Source organism: Actinomycetospora aeridis, assembly GCF_037400275.1.
Taxonomy (GTDB): Bacteria; Actinomycetota; Actinomycetes; order Mycobacteriales; family Pseudonocardiaceae; genus Actinomycetospora; species Actinomycetospora aeridis.
Window position 1 is genome coordinate 423,253 of the sequence record NZ_JBBEGL010000004.1, and the last position, 15,580, is coordinate 438,832.

A 15,580-nucleotide genomic window follows, 5' to 3' on the forward strand; every position below is an offset into this window, starting at 1 on the left:
CCACGTACAGTCGCGACATGGCCCGTCCCGGAGCACCGACCCGTGCCTCCCTCGCGTGGTACGCCCGGCGGCTCCGATCCATGAGCCCGCAGGAGGTCGCGCACCGTGCGGCGACGGCTGGCGGCACCGTGGCCCGGCGGTTCACCGGTGACGCGGAGCCCTCCGACGCCCGCCTCCTGGGCACGGACACGGTCGACTGGGCGGCGCTGCGGGAGGACTTCCGCGCGCAGGCCGGGCGCCCCGTCCTCCTCGACCGTGTGACCGCCGCAGCGGTGGCCGCGGAGCAGCCCGACGCCACCGCCGCGCTGATCGCCGCGGCCGACCGCGTGCTCGAGCACCGCTTCACGTACTTCTCGCACCCCGAGGCCCGGTACCTCGCCGACCGGGACGGCGGCATCGACTGGTGGCTCGACCCGCTGACCGGGTTCCGGTGGCCGGACCGGCCGGCGCACGAGATCAACCACCGCAGCGGGCACGGCGACCCCAAGTGGATCTGGGAGCTCAACCGGCTCCAGCACCTGCCGTGGCTCGCCCAGGCGTGGCTGCTCACCGGCGACGAGCGCTACGGCCGCGAGGCGCTCGACCAGCTCGACTCGTGGATCACCGCGAACCCGCCCGGACACGGCATCGCGTGGCGCGGGGCGTTCGAGGTCGGGGTCCGCGCCCTGTCGGTCACCGTCGCGCTGCAGGGCCTCGCCGACCACCCCGACCTCGACACGGAGCGTTACCGCCGGGCCGTGCGGATGCTCGCCGCCGGCGCGCGGCGCTGCTGGCGCGACCGCTCCCGCCACAGCTCCGCGAACAACCACCTCGTGGGTGAGCTCGCCGGCCTCGCCGTCGTCGGCATCGCCTTCCCCGAGCTCGCGCGGGCCCGCCGGTGGGAGGCGGACGCCCTGGCGGCCCTGGCCGTCGAGGCCGGCCGCCAGATCCTTCCCGACGGCGTCGGCGCCGAGCAGGCCGTGGGCTACCAGGTCTTCACCGCCGAGCTCCTCGCCGTCGTCGCCCTCCTGCGCCGCCTGCGCCCCGGCCACCGCCCGACCGTGGAGGACGACGCGCTGCTCGCCGCCGTCGAGCGCTCGGCCGGTCACCTCGCCGACCTGGTCGGCGACGACGACCCGGTGCCGCGCACCGGCGACGACGACGAGGGCTTCGCGCTGCGGCTCGACCCGGCCCCGGTGCGCGAGGTCCGCGAGCACCTGGCGCTCGCCGCCGTCCTCACCGGGGACGCCACGGCCCGCCGCTGCGGGCGCACGGACCTCACGGCGGCCTGGGTGGGCCGGCGTCTGGACGTCCCGGACGGGCCGCCGGCCGGCCCGGGACGCGCGCCGCGCTCCGCGTACGCCCCCGACGGCGGGGTCGTGGTGCTGCGCGACGCCGGCCGGCGCGTGCTCGTCGACGTGGGCCCGCTGGGCTACCTGTCGATCGCCGCCCACGGGCACGCCGACGCCCTCGCGGTCGGGCTCGCCGTCGACGGCCACGACCTCGTCGGCGACCCCGGCACCGGCAGCTACTTCGTGCACCCGGACTGGCGCGACGCGCACCGCAGCACCCGCGCCCACCCGACCGTCGCCGTCGACGACCTCGACCAGTCCGTGTCGGGCGGGCCGTTCCTCTGGAACGAGCACGCGCGCACGACCGTGCACGAGGTGGACCTCCCGTCGGGTCGCGTCGACGCCGAGCACGACGGCTACGGCCGGCTGGCCGACCCCGTCACCCACCGTCGCGTCGTCGAGATGCCGCCCGGGGAGGACGCGGTGCTCGTCGTCGACGTGCTGGCCAGCGACGACACGCCCCACCGGGCGCGCACGACCTGGCCGCTGTTCCCCGACCTCACCCCCGACGGCCACCACGAGGGTGTCCTCGTGCGCCGTGACGGCCGGCCCGTCCTGCGACTGCTCACCGTGGCCACCGAGGCGGCCACGCCCTGGCGGCTGCGTGGCGGCGACCCGGGCGCGGGCGAGCTCGGCTGGTGGTCCGAGCGTCTCGAAGGCCGACGGCCGTGCTGGCTCGTCGGTGACGAGGTGTGGTTGCGCCCGGGAAGCCCCTGCGTGCTGGCGACGGTCCTCCTCACCGGTGCCGCGGCCACCGCCGAGGTCGCGATGCCCGCCGTGTCGCTGGCCGGTGGGACGGCCACGGTGACCTGGAGCGGCACGGGCGTGACCCGCGTGACCACGGTGCCGCTGCCCGCGGGCGTGACCACCGTCGCCGATCTCGTCCCGCCGTCCGCGGAGCCGCTCACGGAGGCGCGACTACGATGACCGTGCGGCCCTCGGCGGGACCGAGCCACCCGTCGCCCTCCAGCGGTTGGGATCGATGACCCGACGACCAGACGGCCCGGACGCGTCCGGACCCGACTCCGGTCGGCGCCTCGACGGCACCGACCGGGCGGACGGCACCCCGGTCCCGGCCCCGGCGCAGATGGTGCCGGGCGAGACCGCCGGTGATCGTCCCGGCGCCCAGGTCGAGCCCGAGCCGGAGCCGGCCGGCCCGGTGGCTACGAAGGTCTCCGACGACGAACACAACCCGAACCTCAAGGGTCTGAGCAAGACCCTCCGCAAGGGCGCGACGATCTCCGCGGCGATGCTCTTCGTCACCCAGGTGATCTCGCTGGCGCAGACGGTGATCGTCGCCCGGCTGCTCTCCCCCGCCGAGATCGGCGTGTTCACCCTCGGCACGCTGTTCGCGAACTTCCTGACCGCGATGGCGGGCGGCGGCATGAAGGCCGCGCTCATCCAGCGCGAGTACGACATCGAGGAAGCGGCCAACACGGCGTTCTGGGCGAGCGTGGCGACCGGCGTCGTCATGTCCACCGGGGCGCTGCTCGCCTCGCCGCTGCTCGGGATGTTCTTCGACGACCAGCTGGTCGGGCTCATCGCCGCCGTCACGTCGGGCACGCTGCTCGTGCACGCGCTGCTCAACGTGCCCGAGGCCCTGATGCAGCGGCGCTTCAACTTCAAGCGCAAGCTCATCGTCGACCCGCTGACCGCCGGCTCGTTCGCCGTCGTCACCGTGACCGCCTGCGCCCTCGGCTTCGGGGTGTGGGGCATGGTCACCGGCCTCTACGCCTCCCAGATCGCGACGCTCATCGCGTCCTGGACCCTCGCCGGGTGGCGGCCGGGCAAGGCGCGCTTCGTGTTCAGCACCTGGCGTGAGATGGCGAAGTTCTCCTTCCCGCTCATCGTCCAGGGCGTCACGTCGAACTTCCGCGAGATCGCGCAGCAGGCGATCGTCGGCCGCGCGCTCGACATCCCCACCGCCGGTCAGTACCGCTACGGCCGCCGGATCGGGACGCTGCCGGGGCAGGCCATCATCCAGGTGGCGTCGTACGTCCTCTTCCCGGCGTTCGCGCGCATCTCCGGGGACGCGGTGCGGTTCAAGCGCGGCTTCCTGCGCGCCCTGCGCCTGCTCTGGACGGCGACGATCCCGCTGGCCGCGCTGCTCGTCGCCATCGGCGGGCCGGCGATCGTGGTGCTGCTCGGCGAGCGCTGGGCGCCCGCCGGTGTCTTCGTGGCCGCGATGGCCGGGTTCGGCCCCGGGACGGCGCTCAACGCGGTCGGCATGGAGTCGATCAAGGGCGCGGGCAAGAGCAAGCTCCTGCACTGGATCACGGGCACCTCGCTGGTCGTCGGCATCGGGGCCCTGGTCCTGCTGCTGCCGCTCGGCCTGCTCGGCGTCGGTCTCGCGGCCTCCATCGACGGGCTGGTCTGCGGGCTCGTCACCATGGGGCTCGCCGCGCCGCTCGTGGGGCTGCGCTGGCGCGAGCTCGCCCGGGTCATGGTGCCGCCGGTCGGCGCCGCCGCCCTCGCCGGCGTGGCGACCTGGGCCCTGGAGCACTACGTCCTCGACGCGGGCTCCCAGGGGATCGTCCTCGGCCTGGTCTTCCTCACCGCCGAGTTCCTGCTCTTCGTCGTCGTCTACCTCGGCACGCTCGCGCTCTTCGCCCCGGCGACCATCGTCGAGCTCCGCGACCTGGCACAGAAGTTCCTCCAGCGTCGCCGCGGCGGGGGCGCCGCCGGCGTCGACGCGGCCGCCGACCCCGACGGACCGGACCAGGACCCGTCGTCCCGGCGCGGCGAGGACGACCTGCTCGACGCGCCCACCGTCATCCTGGGGCTGCGCTGGGACCCGCTCACCGAGCAGCTCGTCCCCGCCGACGTCCGCCCCGTCGCACCCCGCCCGCCGGGACCGCCACAGGGACCACCGCCGGGACCACCACCCGCGACGGACGGACCGCACGCCGCGACGCGCGAGCTGCGCCCCGTCCCCGCGTCCGTCCCCCCGCCGCACGTCGACGCGCCCACCACGGCCATCCGGCCGGTCGGGTCGCCGGGCCACGGGAACGGGCATCACGGGAACGGCCACCACGCCAACGGCAACGGCCACCACGGGAACGGCAACGGCCACCACGGCAACGGGAACGGCAACGGCCACCGCAACGGTGACGGCACCGGCGCCGGCGCCGGCGCCGGCGCGACGAACGGGAACGGCAACGGCAACGGCAACGGCTCCCGCCGGGTCGTCGCGCTCACCAAGGTGACCCGGCGGAAGCCCGACTAGGGCTCCCGAGATCACGGTCCGGGTGACGATCGATGTCGGATTCGACAGGGATCGTCACCAGAACGGCGATCGAGTGGCTGGCCGACTCCGACGACCCAGCCCCGCTCAGCACCCCGGCGGCGCGCCGCCCGTGCCGTCGGCGAACGGGCCGGCGCAGGGCGCCCGGCGCGGGCTCCCGAGCGGCCCGCCGCCGGGGGTGGCCTGCGCGCTGTTCGTGACGACGTTGAGCGACCGGAACATCCGGAGCATCTCGTCGGACCCGATGCTCGGCACCTCGGGCTCGGCGCCCGCCTGCACGGAGAGCGAGTTGGTGCTCGGCCCGCCGGTGCTGTCGACCACGTAGGCGCCGTAGTCGCGCAGAGCGGTCGCGAGCTTGCGGACGTCCGGTGACGGGAAGCGCTCGAGGTCGACGTCGGGCGGCAGGGCCATGAGCGAGCCCATCTTCACCTCGGGGTCGTCGCCCCGGTAGTTCTCCTCGAAGCCGCTGTCGGCCTTCGTCGCCGGCCAGCGGAACCCGCCGCCCTCGGTGCTGCAGGACAGCCCGCAGTTCAGGCTGATCTTGAGGGCGTGCCGGAGCGGCTCCGACGAGCGCATCTCGCCGACGCGCACCGTGCCGCCGATCCCCGACAGGCTCGACCCGCCGTGGCACCCGTCGATCCCCGGGCCGCGCAGCGACAGCGGATCCCAGGTGAACTCGTAGGAGGGGTCACCACCGCGGTCCAGGCGCAGCGGCTGGCCCTGCACGATCGTCGCGCGGTCCGGTGAGTCGAGCAGGAACGTCGCGCAGTGATTGAAGGAGCCGTCGGCGGTGAGGTCGGGGTCGACGTGCACCTGGAGGTCCTCGCCGTTCGCGTCGAGGGTCCGCACCGGGAACTCCGGGTCGACGCTGATGTCCTCGATGTCCAGGTAGGTCTTGCGGGCGCGGGTGTCGAACGGCTGGTAGCGCGCCGCCGCCGACAGCGGCAGGTTCCACGGCGAGTCCCAGGCGAACGGCCGGGCCATCAGGTCCCGGGCGGTGAGATCCACCGGCGCCGAGCCCGTACCCGCACCCGTACCCGCCGCCGCGGACGGCGCGAGCCCGACCAGCGCGACGACGACCAGGACGAGCACCACCCGTGCGGCGCCTCGACCTCGCGAACCCACCACGGCTGACCCCTCGCCTCGTCACCGACGGCACGACCGCTCGTCCGACCGAGCGCACCGCTGAGCGGCCCGAGACAACCATTCGGCGCAGGAGATCGACAATCGCCGGAACGGTTGAGGCTGATGGGGCTGATGAGTCCGATGTGGCGACAAGGCGACCGGCATGGCGTCGGTGTCGCGGGTGTCGCCGCTGTGCGGTAGACTCGAACACGTGAGCGAACCGGTGGGTGCGGCGGAGCGGGCACTGCTTGCCCGCACCCGCGCCCGGTTCGCGGCTCGGGGGGTGGAGCACTACCGGCTGCTCGAGGATGTGGCCGAGCTCGACCGGGCCGGGGTGGCCGACCGGACCGGGGACCGGCTGGTCGAACGACTGGTGGAGAACCTCGCCCGCTGCGACCGCCGGGAGGCGACCCGGCTGGTCGACGAGGCCCGCGACCTCACCCCCCGGGTCGCGACCAGCGGCGAAGCGCTACCGCCGCGGCTGCCCCACACCGCGGCCGCCCTGGCCGACGGGGCGGTCGGCGAGGCCCACCTCGCCATCATCCGCCGCACCATGACCCGCATCGCCGCCTTGGAGCACCTGACGCCCGCCGTGGTGGCCGAGGCCGAGGCGTCGCTGGCGGAGAAGGCGCGGGCGCTGTCCCCGGCCGGGTTGACCCGGGCCGCGCAGCGGCTGCTGGCCCACCTCGACCCCGACGGCGCCGCCCCCACCCCGGGCGAGGACGGCCCGGACACCGTGCAGCTGCTGCGCCACCGCAACGGCACCATGGACCTGCGCGCCCGCCTCAGCGACGTCATCGCCGCCACGATGATCGACCACGGGTTCGACGTCCTCTCCGGGCCCGCCGGCCCCGACGACCACCGCGACGTGGCCGTGCGCCGCGCCGAAGCGCTCAAAGAGCTCTTCGCCCACGCCTTCGGCCCCGGCGGGCTCATCACCGACACCCCCCACGAACCCCGACCCGACCAGCCCGCCACCCCCGAACCGGCCGGTTGGACCCACAACGAGCCGACCGAGCCGGGCGAGCCGACCGAGCCGACCGAGCCGACCGACGGTCAGGACGCGCTGATCCCGGAACCCCGGCGCCCCGAACCCGAGAAGACATCAACCGCGGCCGCCACTTCGCCCGCAGGTAGCGCGGGGCGGGCGCTGATCACGGCCACCATCGACCACGACTGGCTACGCCGCGCCGTCGGCCACGGCCTCCTCGACAACCAGCAGCTGGTCGACGCCGCCACCCTGCGCCGCCTGGCCTGCGACGCCGACATCATCCCCGTCGTGCTCGGCACCCGCTCCGAACCCCTCGACATCGGCCGACGCTCCCGCACCGTCCCCGACGCCATCCGCCGCGCGCTGGCCGTCCGCGACCAAGGCTGCGCGTTCCCCGGCTGCACCCGCCGACCCCGACGCTGCCACGCCCACCACATCAGATACTGGAGCCACGGCGGCCCGACCGAGATCGACAACCTGGTGCTGCTCTGCACCCACCACCACCAGCAGATCCACCACGCCGGCTGGCACGTCGAGATGATCGACCACCGGCCCTGGTTCACCCCACCACCCTGGATCGACCCCACCCAGCAGCCACGCCCCGGCGGGCCCGCACCGCCCCTGCCGACTGCGGCGTAGGCCCTCTTGGCGTCCTGAGGGCGGCTAAGTCCGGCGAGGTGGGGCCACCCGCACGGTCGGGTCGACGACGACCCACCGCCCGCCCGCGGCCTCGACCTCCGGAAGCCGCGTGCGCATCTCCTCGAGCAGGTCGGTCACGAACAGCACGACCTCGTCCGGCGCCCGCCGCGTCACCTCCTCGGGCCCGACGATGGGCACCGCGACGCCGGGCACGCGCCGTCCCCACTTGCCCGGGGAGCCGTCGGCGATCGCCGGGAGGAGGTCCGGGCCGACCGACGCACGGTTGAGCAGCGGCACCGCGCGGGAGGCCGCCGCGTAGCCGATCACCGACCGGCCGGCGTCGCGCCGCTCGGCGAGGTGCTCGCGCAGCGTCCCGGCGCTGGCGTCCGCGGCGGCCCCGAGTGCGGCGACCACGCCGGCGTCACGGACCCCGACCCCCTCCTCGCGCTCGATCTGGGTCTGCACCGAGACCTCGTCCCGGGGCCCCGGCACCCCGGTGCGGCGCGCGGCGAGCAGCACGGTGCCGCCGTAGAGGTCGAAGAGCAGGGCGTGGGTCACCTCGAAGCCGATCTCGGCGAGCATCGCGGTGAGCACCGGTGTCGAGTAGTAGGCGAAGTGGCCGTGCCGCAGCGCGTTCCACCCGCCGTCGGCGACGATCGCCGCCAGCGTGTGGAACTGGAGCACGAGGACCCCGTCCGGCGCCGTCGCCGCCGCGCGGGCGGCCAGCCCCTCCCGCTGGTCGGCCTCGTGCATGAGGCCGAAGCAGTCGACGACGACGTCGGCGGGCCGCCCGTCCGTCACCTCGGCGAGTCCCGCACCGGCCAGCAGGTCGAGCCACGAGCCGCCGTGCGGGCTGCCGAACTCGGTGACCGTCCCGCCGCCGGCCGGGACGAGCCCGGCGGCCTCGACGCGGGCGACCGCGTCGCGCGCCTGGTCGACCAGCGCCTGGGGCTCGGCGCCACGGGGCTCGTCGGGGGTCGTCGGGTCCTCGGCGAGCTGGGCGAGACCGCAGGACGCGCACAGCCACATCCGCAACGGGTGCACCGGGTCGGGGCCGGGGTCGTCGCCGGCCGGGAAGAGGTCGGCGGGCGGCTGGTCGCCGAGGTCGAGGACGACGTCCCCCTGGGTGGAGCGGCACCACCGGCAGGTGGGTGCTGTGTCGCGGGAGCCGCGGGGGTCCGGGTGCGGAGAGGCCACGGTGCTCTTCTATCCGGGCCCCCGCGGTCGCCCGCGCGCGGGGTGGGAGGGTGCGGTGCGTGGAGGTCCTCACCAGCTCGATCGACGGGGTGCTGCTCTTCGTCCCCACCCCTCACCACGACGACCGCGGCTTCTTCGTCCGCACCTTCGACACCGCCATCGCCCGCGAGCACGGCGTGGACCTGGGGCCCGACGCCCAGGACAGCCAGTCCCGCTCCCGGCAGGGCACGATCCGCGGCATGCACGGCCGCCGTGGCGACGGCGAGGCCAAGGTGGTCCGCGTCGCGCACGGCGCGGTGCTCGACGTCCTCGTCGACGCGCGGTCCGACTCGCCGACCTTCGGCACCGTCGCGACGTTCCGGCTCGACGACACGGACTGTCACCACCTCTACGTGCCGCGCGGTCTCCTGCACGGCTTCCAGGCGCTCACCGAGGTCGCCGACGTCTGCTACCGCATCGACCGGCCCCACGCGCCCGGCGAGGACGTCGCCGTCGCCCACGACGACCCCGATCTCGGCATCACCTGGCCCCTGCCCGTCGGGCCGATCTCGGAGCGGGACCGCACAGCCGGTACATGGCGCAGCCTGATCGAGCACCGATGACCACCCCGGTCGTGGACGGCCCCGGTGTCCCGTTTGCACTTCTGTGACCGAACGGACGTTTGATGTCGCCGAACGGAGCAACCCCACGGATGGAGACGGACGGCCGTGGGTCTACCATCCGCGTCGTGACCAGTCCGGTGGAGCGCACCGCGGATGTCCGTGACGGCGCCACGACCTCGATGGCATCGACCTCGTCCGGACCAGCGACCGCGCCGGTGACCACACACCCGAGGACGCCCACACCGATGACCTCTCCGGCCCATGCGCAGACGCCTGCGCCACGAGCCCCCTCCCCCGAGGAGACCACCTCGTCACCGGCCAGGACGGTCGTCGCGTCGGCATCGTCGCCGACGCCGATGTTCAGCTTCCTCACCACCGCGTACCGCACCGAGGACGTCCTCGAGCGGATGATCTCCTCCGTCCTCGCCCAGACGATGACGGACTGGGAGCTGGTGATCGTCGACAACGGCTGGTCGGACGCGATCGCCGACGTCGTGCGACCGCATCTCTCCGACCGCCGCGTCACGTTCGTGCGTCAGGAGAACCGCGGCGCGGCCGGCGGCACGATGGCCGCCGCGGCCGAGGCGCGCGGGCGCTTCCTCGTCCCGCTGAACTCCGACGACGCGCTCGAGCCACAGTTCTGCCGCCGCATGGCCGACCTGGTGGAGCAGACCCCGGACGTCGCCGCCGTCACGTGCGACGCCTACCTCTTCGTCGACCCGGGCGAGCAGCGGATGGTGCGCACCTACCTGCGCAACCCGGCGGCACGCCGGCGCTCCGACCCGGCCAAGCGGCTCAGCGTCGCCGACGTCATCGACGGGCCCTGCCCGTACTACAGCGCCGCCATCCGCAAGGACGTGTGGGAGTCGCTCGGCGGTCTGGCGTCGGACACCCCGATGGTCGACGACCTCGCGTTCTGGCTCCGGGCGCTCGCGGCGGACCACGACGTGCGGATGATCCCGGACGTCCTCGCGCGCTTCCGCGTCGAGACCGACTCGGTGAGCCGCCCCGCGGAGGCCGCGCGCGCCGAGGAGTTCGAGGTGCAGCGCGAGCGGGCCCTGATCCGCGCCGTGGAGACCTCCGGCGACGCCGACGCCCAGGCTGCCCTCGACCGCGTGCTGCGCAAGCTGCGCTACGTCCAGTCCCTGCGCCGGGCCCGCCTCGCGTTCCGCGCGGGCGACGTCGAGGACGCGCGCCGGCACGTGGGCGTGGCGTTCGGCCAGCAGCGCACCGCCCGCAGCGCGGGGCTGCTGCTCTCGCTGCGGCTCGCCCCCGGCGTCCTGCGGCGGATGCACCCCGCGAAGCAGAAGGTCCAGGCGCGGGTGGACGCCGTGCGCCGGCTCGGGTGGCGCCAGCTCCTGCGCTCGGGCCGCGACGCCCGTGGCACCCGCGACTCCGGGACCCCATGAGGACGCTGGTCCTCACCAACCGGCGTCTGGACTCCCGGCAGAGCGGCTACGACCTGCGCGTCGTCAACCTCTGCGCGCACCTCCCCGGCGAGGTGCACCTCGTGGTCGCTCCCTACCAGGCCCCGGGCACGGCCCGGCGCGGGTTGCCCGTCGACGGCGTCTTCGCCTCGGTCGAGGAGCTCCCGCCGTTGCAGGGCCGGGTCACCGGGTGGCGTCGCCACCTGCGGCTGTCCAACGCCCACTTCCTGCAGATCACCCGCCCGGCGGCGTTCGACGCGGCGCGGGCGCGGCTCGCGGAGGTCGTGCGCGAGAAGGACATCAGCCACCTCGTCGTGTTCGGGGGCGACGTCGCCGAGCTCGCCGCCGGGATCGACGTCCCCCGCACGGTCCTCGACGTCTGCGACAGCACCGGGCTCACCGCCCGGCGCGCGCTCGAGGGCGTCACCCGGCGCGCGCGGTGGATCTCCGACCGCGTGGACGTGACGCGCAAGAGCCGCACGGAGGCCCGGTTCCCCGACCACTTCGGCCTCGTCACGGCCATCAGCGACCCGGACGCCCGTGCCGTCGAGGGCGGCCGGCACCCCGCGGGGACCGTGCGCACGATCCCGAACGGCATCGACGAGGCCTACGTCGGCGACCTCCCGCCCGCCGGCGACCGGCGCGGCGTCGTGTTCTGGGGCAACCTCGCGTTCGGCCCCAACCACGAGGCGCTGTGGTTCTTCCTCCACGACGTCTTCCTGCCGCACCTGCGCGACAAGGACGTCGAGCTCTGCGTGATCGGCGGCAGCCCGCCGTCCTGGCTGACGGACGCGGCCGCCGACGAGCCGCTGATCCGCCTCGCCGGCTACGTCGAGGACCTGCCGTCGGGGGTCGCCCCGTACCCGGTGATGATCAACCCGATGCGCACGGGCAGCGGGCTCAAGAACAAGGTGCTCGAGGCGTTCGCGCTCGGCCGCGCCGTCGTCACCACCCGCCGCGGGGTGGAGGCGATGCCCGAGGTGCGCGACGGCGTCCACGTCCTGTGCGCGGACGACGCCCCCGGGCTCGCCGACGCCGTGCTCGCCGTCCTCGACGAGCCCGCCCGGGGCGAGGAGCTGCGCCGCGCCGCCCACGAGCTGGTGCTGGCGCACTACCGCTGGGGCGTGATCGGGCCCCGCTGGAGCGAGTTGGTCACCACCGGCATGTGAGCGAACTTCGGTGCCATGGCACCGAAGTTCGCTCACATACCCGTCAGCTGGGGCGCAGGGACTCGTCGAGCGTGCCGGCCTCCTGGCGGTCCTTCAGGACCGCGAGGCGCGTGAAGCGGCGGTCGAACGCCTCCTGCGTCAGGCCGCGCGCGCGGTACTCCCGGATCAGCTCCTCGGCGCCGTCGGCCACCGACCACGCGGGACGGAACTCGGGCAGGAACTTGCCGATCTTCGTGAAGTCGACCCGGTAGGACCGGGGGTCGCCGCCGGTCTCGCCGGTGATGACGAGCTCGGCCTCGGGCACCGCGACCTTCACCGCGTCGGCGATGTCGCGCACCTGCACGTTGTTCTCCGTCGAGCCCACGTTGAACGCCTGCGCGCGCACCGTGTCGGCGGGCGCCGCGAGCGCCGCGACGACCGCCCCGCCGATGTCCGCGGCGTGGGCCAGCGGGCGCCAGGGCGTCCCGTCGCTCATGACGAGGATGCGGTTCGACAGCAGCGCGTGCCCGACGAGGTTGTTGAGCACGATGTCGGCGCGCAGCCGCGGCGAGAAGCCGAAGGCGGTGGCGTTGCGCATGGAGACCGGGACGAAGTCGTCGTCGGCCATGTCGACGAGGTCGGCCTCGACGCGGACCTTCGACTCGGCGTAGGGGGTCACCGGCTTCATCGGCGCCTCCTCGTCGAGCACGTCCTCGGTGCCCGACGCCCCGTACACCGAGCAGGTGGAGGCGTAGACGAAGCGCGACACACCGGCCTCCTTCGCCAGCCGGGCGAGGCGCGTGGAGGCGTGGTGGTTGATGTCGTAGGTGTGCTGCGGCGCGAGGGCCCCGAGCGGGTCGTTCGACAGCGCCGCCAGGTGCACGACGGCGTCGAAGCCCGCGAGCTGGTCGACGGTGACGTCACGCAGGTCGACGGCGAGCGCCGGGGGCTCCGGGGCGGGCAGCTCGCCGAGCACGCAGTCGGCGTAGAGGCCGGAGTCGAGCCCGGTGACCTCGTGCCCCGCCCGCGTGAGCAGCGGCGCCATGAGGGTGCCGAGGTAGCCCTGGTGGCCGGTGAGCAGGACGCGCATCGGAGCGGTCCCTCCTTCGTGTGATCCGGGGACGCTAGACAGACGGTACGGGCGCGCCGAGCAGCGCCCGCGTCAGGTGGAACCCCTCCGCGTAGCGCACCCCGGCCTGCACCCCGCGCACGCGCGCGAGGCCGCGGAACGTCTCGTCGTCGAACCAGGCGCGGGAGACCTGGGACGGGTAGTGCTCGTGCAGCAGCCGGACCTTGTCGGCGACGACGTCGGGATCCAGCGGCCACAGCAGCGGCGGCTGGGCGAGGTCCGGCTCGGCCTTGAGGATCTCGTAGCCCAGCACGAGGTGGTCGCGGAACACCGTCGGCACGAGCTTCGCGAGCTCGCGGTGGTCCTGGTGGTCGTCACCCCGGTGCCCGGCGAGCACGAGGTCCGGCTCGCAGGTCCGCCGGAACGCCTCGAGCGCCTCCTTGGCCCACTCCCAGTGGGTCGGGAGCCGCCCGTCGGGCATGTCGAGGACGGTGACGGCGAGGTCGGCGCCCGGGCAGAACGCCGCCAGCGCCGCCCGCTCCTCGGCCTCCCGCGGCGTCCCGCCCCCGGAGAGGACGAGCGCGCGGACCCGCAGGCCCGGACGGCGCCGGCACAGGGTCAGGACCGTGCCGCCGGCACCGATCGGGATGTCGTCGCAGTGCGCGGCGAGCAGGACCAGCTCGTCGACCGTCTCCGGGAGCAGGGCGCGCACGGGCTCAGCGGCCGAGGGCCTCGTCGACGAGGCCCTCCAGCGGCGGGCGCTCGGGCTCGCGCTCCCAGACCATCCAGGGCCGCGTCCCGGCGCGGTACGCCGCCTCGAGCGCGTTGCGCTCCTTGAGGGTGTCGGCGGGCTGCCAGAACCCGTCGTAGGTGTAGGAGAGCAGCTTGCCCTCCTTCGCCAGCGAGGTGCAGGCGTCGCCGACGAGGTCGCCGTTCTCCGGGATGTAGTCGATCGCCTCCGGCCGCAGCGCGAAGTACCCGCCGTTCTCGCGGATCCGCATGTCGGTGACCGGGTAGATCGAGTTGACCCGCTCGCTCGGGTCGATGTCGACGATGTGGAACACCGCCTGCGGCGGCACCGCGAGCAGCGACGCCGTCGCGTCCGACTCCCGGAAGCGCTCGATCATGTCGTCGATCGGCGCGTCGGTGAGGACGTCGGCGTAGTTGGCGAGGAAGACCTCCTCGTCGTCGACGAGGTGGCGCACGCGGCGCAGGCGCTCGCCGATCGGCGACTCCAGGCCGGTGTGGACGAAGTGGATCGTCCAGTCGGCGATGTCGGAGCCCTGCAGCTCGACCTCGCCGTGGCGCATGACGAAGTCGTTCGACTCGGTCTCGTGGTAGTCGAGGAAGTAGTTCTTGACGTGGTGTGCCCCGTACCCGAGGCAGAGGATGAACTCCTTGTGCCCGTAGTGCGCGTAGTAGCGCATCACGTGCCAGATGAGCGGGCGCGGCCCGACCATCTGCATCGGCTTGGGGGCGTCGGAGTCGCCGTTGCGCATCCGCATGCCGTAACCACCGCAGAAGAGGACGACCTTCACGGGTCGAGCACCTTGCCAGAACCCGGTTCGACCACCTGCAGCGAGGGGATGGGGAAGACGAGCGTGCCGCCCCACTCGGCCACGTGGGCGAGCTGCGCCGTGATCTCCTCGCGCAGGTTCCACGGGAGCACGAGCACGTGGTCCGGGCGGTCGGCGTCGATCCGCTCCGGCGGGTGGATCGGGATGCGGGTGCCCGGCGTGTACCGGCCGTGCTTGTAGGGGTTGCGGTCGACGGTGTAGGCGAGCAGGTCGGGACGGATGCCGCCGTAGTTCAGCAGCGTGTTGCCCTTGCCCGGCGCGCCGTACCCGACGACCGACCTCCCCGCGTCCGCGGCCTCGATGAGGAAGCGCACGAGGTCGTTGCGGATGCGCGAGACCTCACCGGCGAACCCGGCGTGGCCCTCGACCGTCCCGAGGCCCGCGGCCTCCTCCTCGGCGAGCACGTCCTCGACCGCCGGCGAGGCACCGACGCCCAGCTCCGTCGGCCGCGCCCAGCAGCGGATCGAGCCGCCGTGGGTGGGCACCAGCTCGACGTCGACGAGCTCGAGGCCGCCCGAGCGCAGCGCCTTCTGCGCGGTGCCGAGCGTGTAGTACTGGAAGTGCTCGTGGTAGATCGTGTCGAACTGGCGGTGGCGCATCAGGGTCAGCAGGTGCTGCACCTCGATCGACACCCAGCCGTCGTCGGCCACCATCGCGCGCAGGCCCTGGGTGAAGCCCACCAGGTCCGGGATGTGCGCGTAGACGTTGTTGGCCACGACGAGCGCCGCGGGCCCGTGCTCCTCGCGCACGGCCGCCCCGGTCTCCGGCGACAGGAAGGCCGTGATCGTCGGCACGCCCTTCTCCCGGGCCGCCGCGCCGACGTTGGCGCTCGGCTCGACGCCGACCGCCCGCATCCCGTCGGCGACGACGTGCTGGAGCAGGTAGCCGTCGTTGCTCGCCGCCTCGACCACCAGCGAGTCGGCCGTCAGCCCGGCCCGCTCGGTGGCCGCGGTGACGAACCGGCGCGCGTGCTCGACCCAGGACGTCGAGAACGACGAGAAGTACGCGTACTCGGTGAACGTCTCGTCCGGGTCGATCAGGGGCGGCAGCTGCACCAGCAGGCACGAGCGGCAGACCCGCGGGTGGAGCGGGAACGTCGGCTCGGGGGCCTCGAGGGCCTCCGCGGTGAGGAACAGTTCGCACGGCGGCGTCGCGCCGAGGTCGACGAAGCTGGCCAGGTCGGCCGAGCCGCACAGTCGACAGATGATCTTGTTTTCCAAGGTTCCCGTC

General features: G+C 74.2%; 12 protein-coding genes. 6 read left to right on the forward strand and 6 right to left on the reverse strand.

What is annotated here, in order from left to right:
• The first annotated feature begins 80 nt into the window (after window positions 1-80).
• Both WCD41_RS16650 and WCD41_RS16655 read left to right on the forward strand, forming a co-directional pair.
• Entirely contained in the window at window positions 81-2,258 is a 2,178-nt protein-coding gene (locus WCD41_RS16650; RefSeq protein WP_337714585.1) for a heparinase II/III family protein, read from the forward strand.
• A 55-nt stretch (window positions 2,259-2,313) separates the two neighbouring features.
• A complete protein-coding gene (locus tag WCD41_RS16655) occupies window positions 2,314-4,557 on the forward strand; it encodes a lipopolysaccharide biosynthesis protein (protein ID WP_337714586.1) in 2,244 nt (747 codons plus the stop codon).
• A 105-nt stretch (window positions 4,558-4,662) separates the two neighbouring features.
• Here the strand turns inward: WCD41_RS16655 and WCD41_RS16660 are convergent, their stop codons facing one another.
• A complete protein-coding gene (locus WCD41_RS16660) occupies window positions 4,663-5,670 on the reverse strand; it encodes a hypothetical protein (protein WP_337714587.1) in 1,008 nt (335 codons plus the stop codon).
• A gap of 241 nt (window positions 5,671-5,911) precedes the next feature.
• On the opposite strand from WCD41_RS16660, the gene WCD41_RS16665 reads away from it, so the two are divergent.
• Window positions 5,912-7,330 carry a DUF222 domain-containing protein gene (locus tag WCD41_RS16665; RefSeq protein ID WP_337714588.1) on the forward strand — a complete coding sequence of 473 codons (1,419 nt, stop codon included), beginning with the start codon at window positions 5,912-5,914 and terminating at the stop codon, window positions 7,328-7,330.
• Between the two features lie 24 nt (window positions 7,331-7,354).
• On the opposite strand, the gene WCD41_RS16670 is transcribed toward WCD41_RS16665, so the two are convergent.
• Entirely contained in the window at window positions 7,355-8,527 is a 1,173-nt protein-coding gene (locus tag WCD41_RS16670; protein WP_337714589.1) for a class I SAM-dependent methyltransferase, read from the reverse strand.
• A 59-nt stretch (window positions 8,528-8,586) separates the two neighbouring features.
• Between WCD41_RS16670 and WCD41_RS16675 the strand changes: the two genes are divergently transcribed.
• From WCD41_RS16675 to WCD41_RS16685, 3 genes are all read left to right on the forward strand, one after another.
• Window positions 8,587-9,129, forward strand: a complete 543-nt coding sequence (locus WCD41_RS16675; RefSeq protein WP_337714590.1) for a dTDP-4-dehydrorhamnose 3,5-epimerase family protein — start codon at window positions 8,587-8,589, stop codon at window positions 9,127-9,129.
• Window positions 9,130-9,485: 356 nt separating this feature from the next.
• Window positions 9,486-10,538 (forward strand): glycosyltransferase, encoded by a 1,053-nt coding sequence (locus WCD41_RS16680; protein ID WP_337714591.1) that lies wholly within the window; start codon window positions 9,486-9,488, stop codon window positions 10,536-10,538.
• Window positions 10,535-11,725 carry a glycosyltransferase family 4 protein gene (locus WCD41_RS16685; protein WP_337714592.1) on the forward strand — a complete coding sequence of 397 codons (1,191 nt, stop codon included), beginning with the start codon at window positions 10,535-10,537 and terminating at the stop codon, window positions 11,723-11,725. Before WCD41_RS16680 ends, WCD41_RS16685 begins: the two co-directional genes overlap by 4 nt.
• A gap of 43 nt (window positions 11,726-11,768) precedes the next feature.
• On the opposite strand, the gene WCD41_RS16690 is transcribed toward WCD41_RS16685, so the two are convergent.
• From WCD41_RS16690 to WCD41_RS16705, 4 genes are read right to left on the reverse strand one after another with little or no spacing between them, the layout of a single operon-like run.
• Window positions 11,769-12,794, reverse strand: a complete 1,026-nt coding sequence (locus tag WCD41_RS16690) for an NAD-dependent epimerase/dehydratase family protein (RefSeq protein WP_337714593.1) — start codon at window positions 12,792-12,794, stop codon at window positions 11,769-11,771.
• Window positions 12,795-12,828: 34 nt separating this feature from the next.
• On the reverse strand, window positions 12,829-13,485 hold the full coding sequence (locus WCD41_RS16695; RefSeq protein ID WP_337714594.1) for a PIG-L deacetylase family protein: 657 nt from the start codon (window positions 13,483-13,485) through the stop codon (window positions 12,829-12,831).
• Between the two features lie 4 nt (window positions 13,486-13,489).
• Window positions 13,490-14,311, reverse strand: coding sequence for a glycosyltransferase family protein (locus WCD41_RS16700; RefSeq protein ID WP_337714595.1), 822 nt, complete (start codon window positions 14,309-14,311; stop codon window positions 13,490-13,492).
• Window positions 14,308-15,570 carry a class I SAM-dependent methyltransferase gene (locus tag WCD41_RS16705; protein ID WP_337714596.1) on the reverse strand — a complete coding sequence of 421 codons (1,263 nt, stop codon included), beginning with the start codon at window positions 15,568-15,570 and terminating at the stop codon, window positions 14,308-14,310. Before WCD41_RS16705 ends, WCD41_RS16700 begins: the two co-directional genes overlap by 4 nt.
• Between the last annotated feature and the right edge of the window lie 10 nt (window positions 15,571-15,580).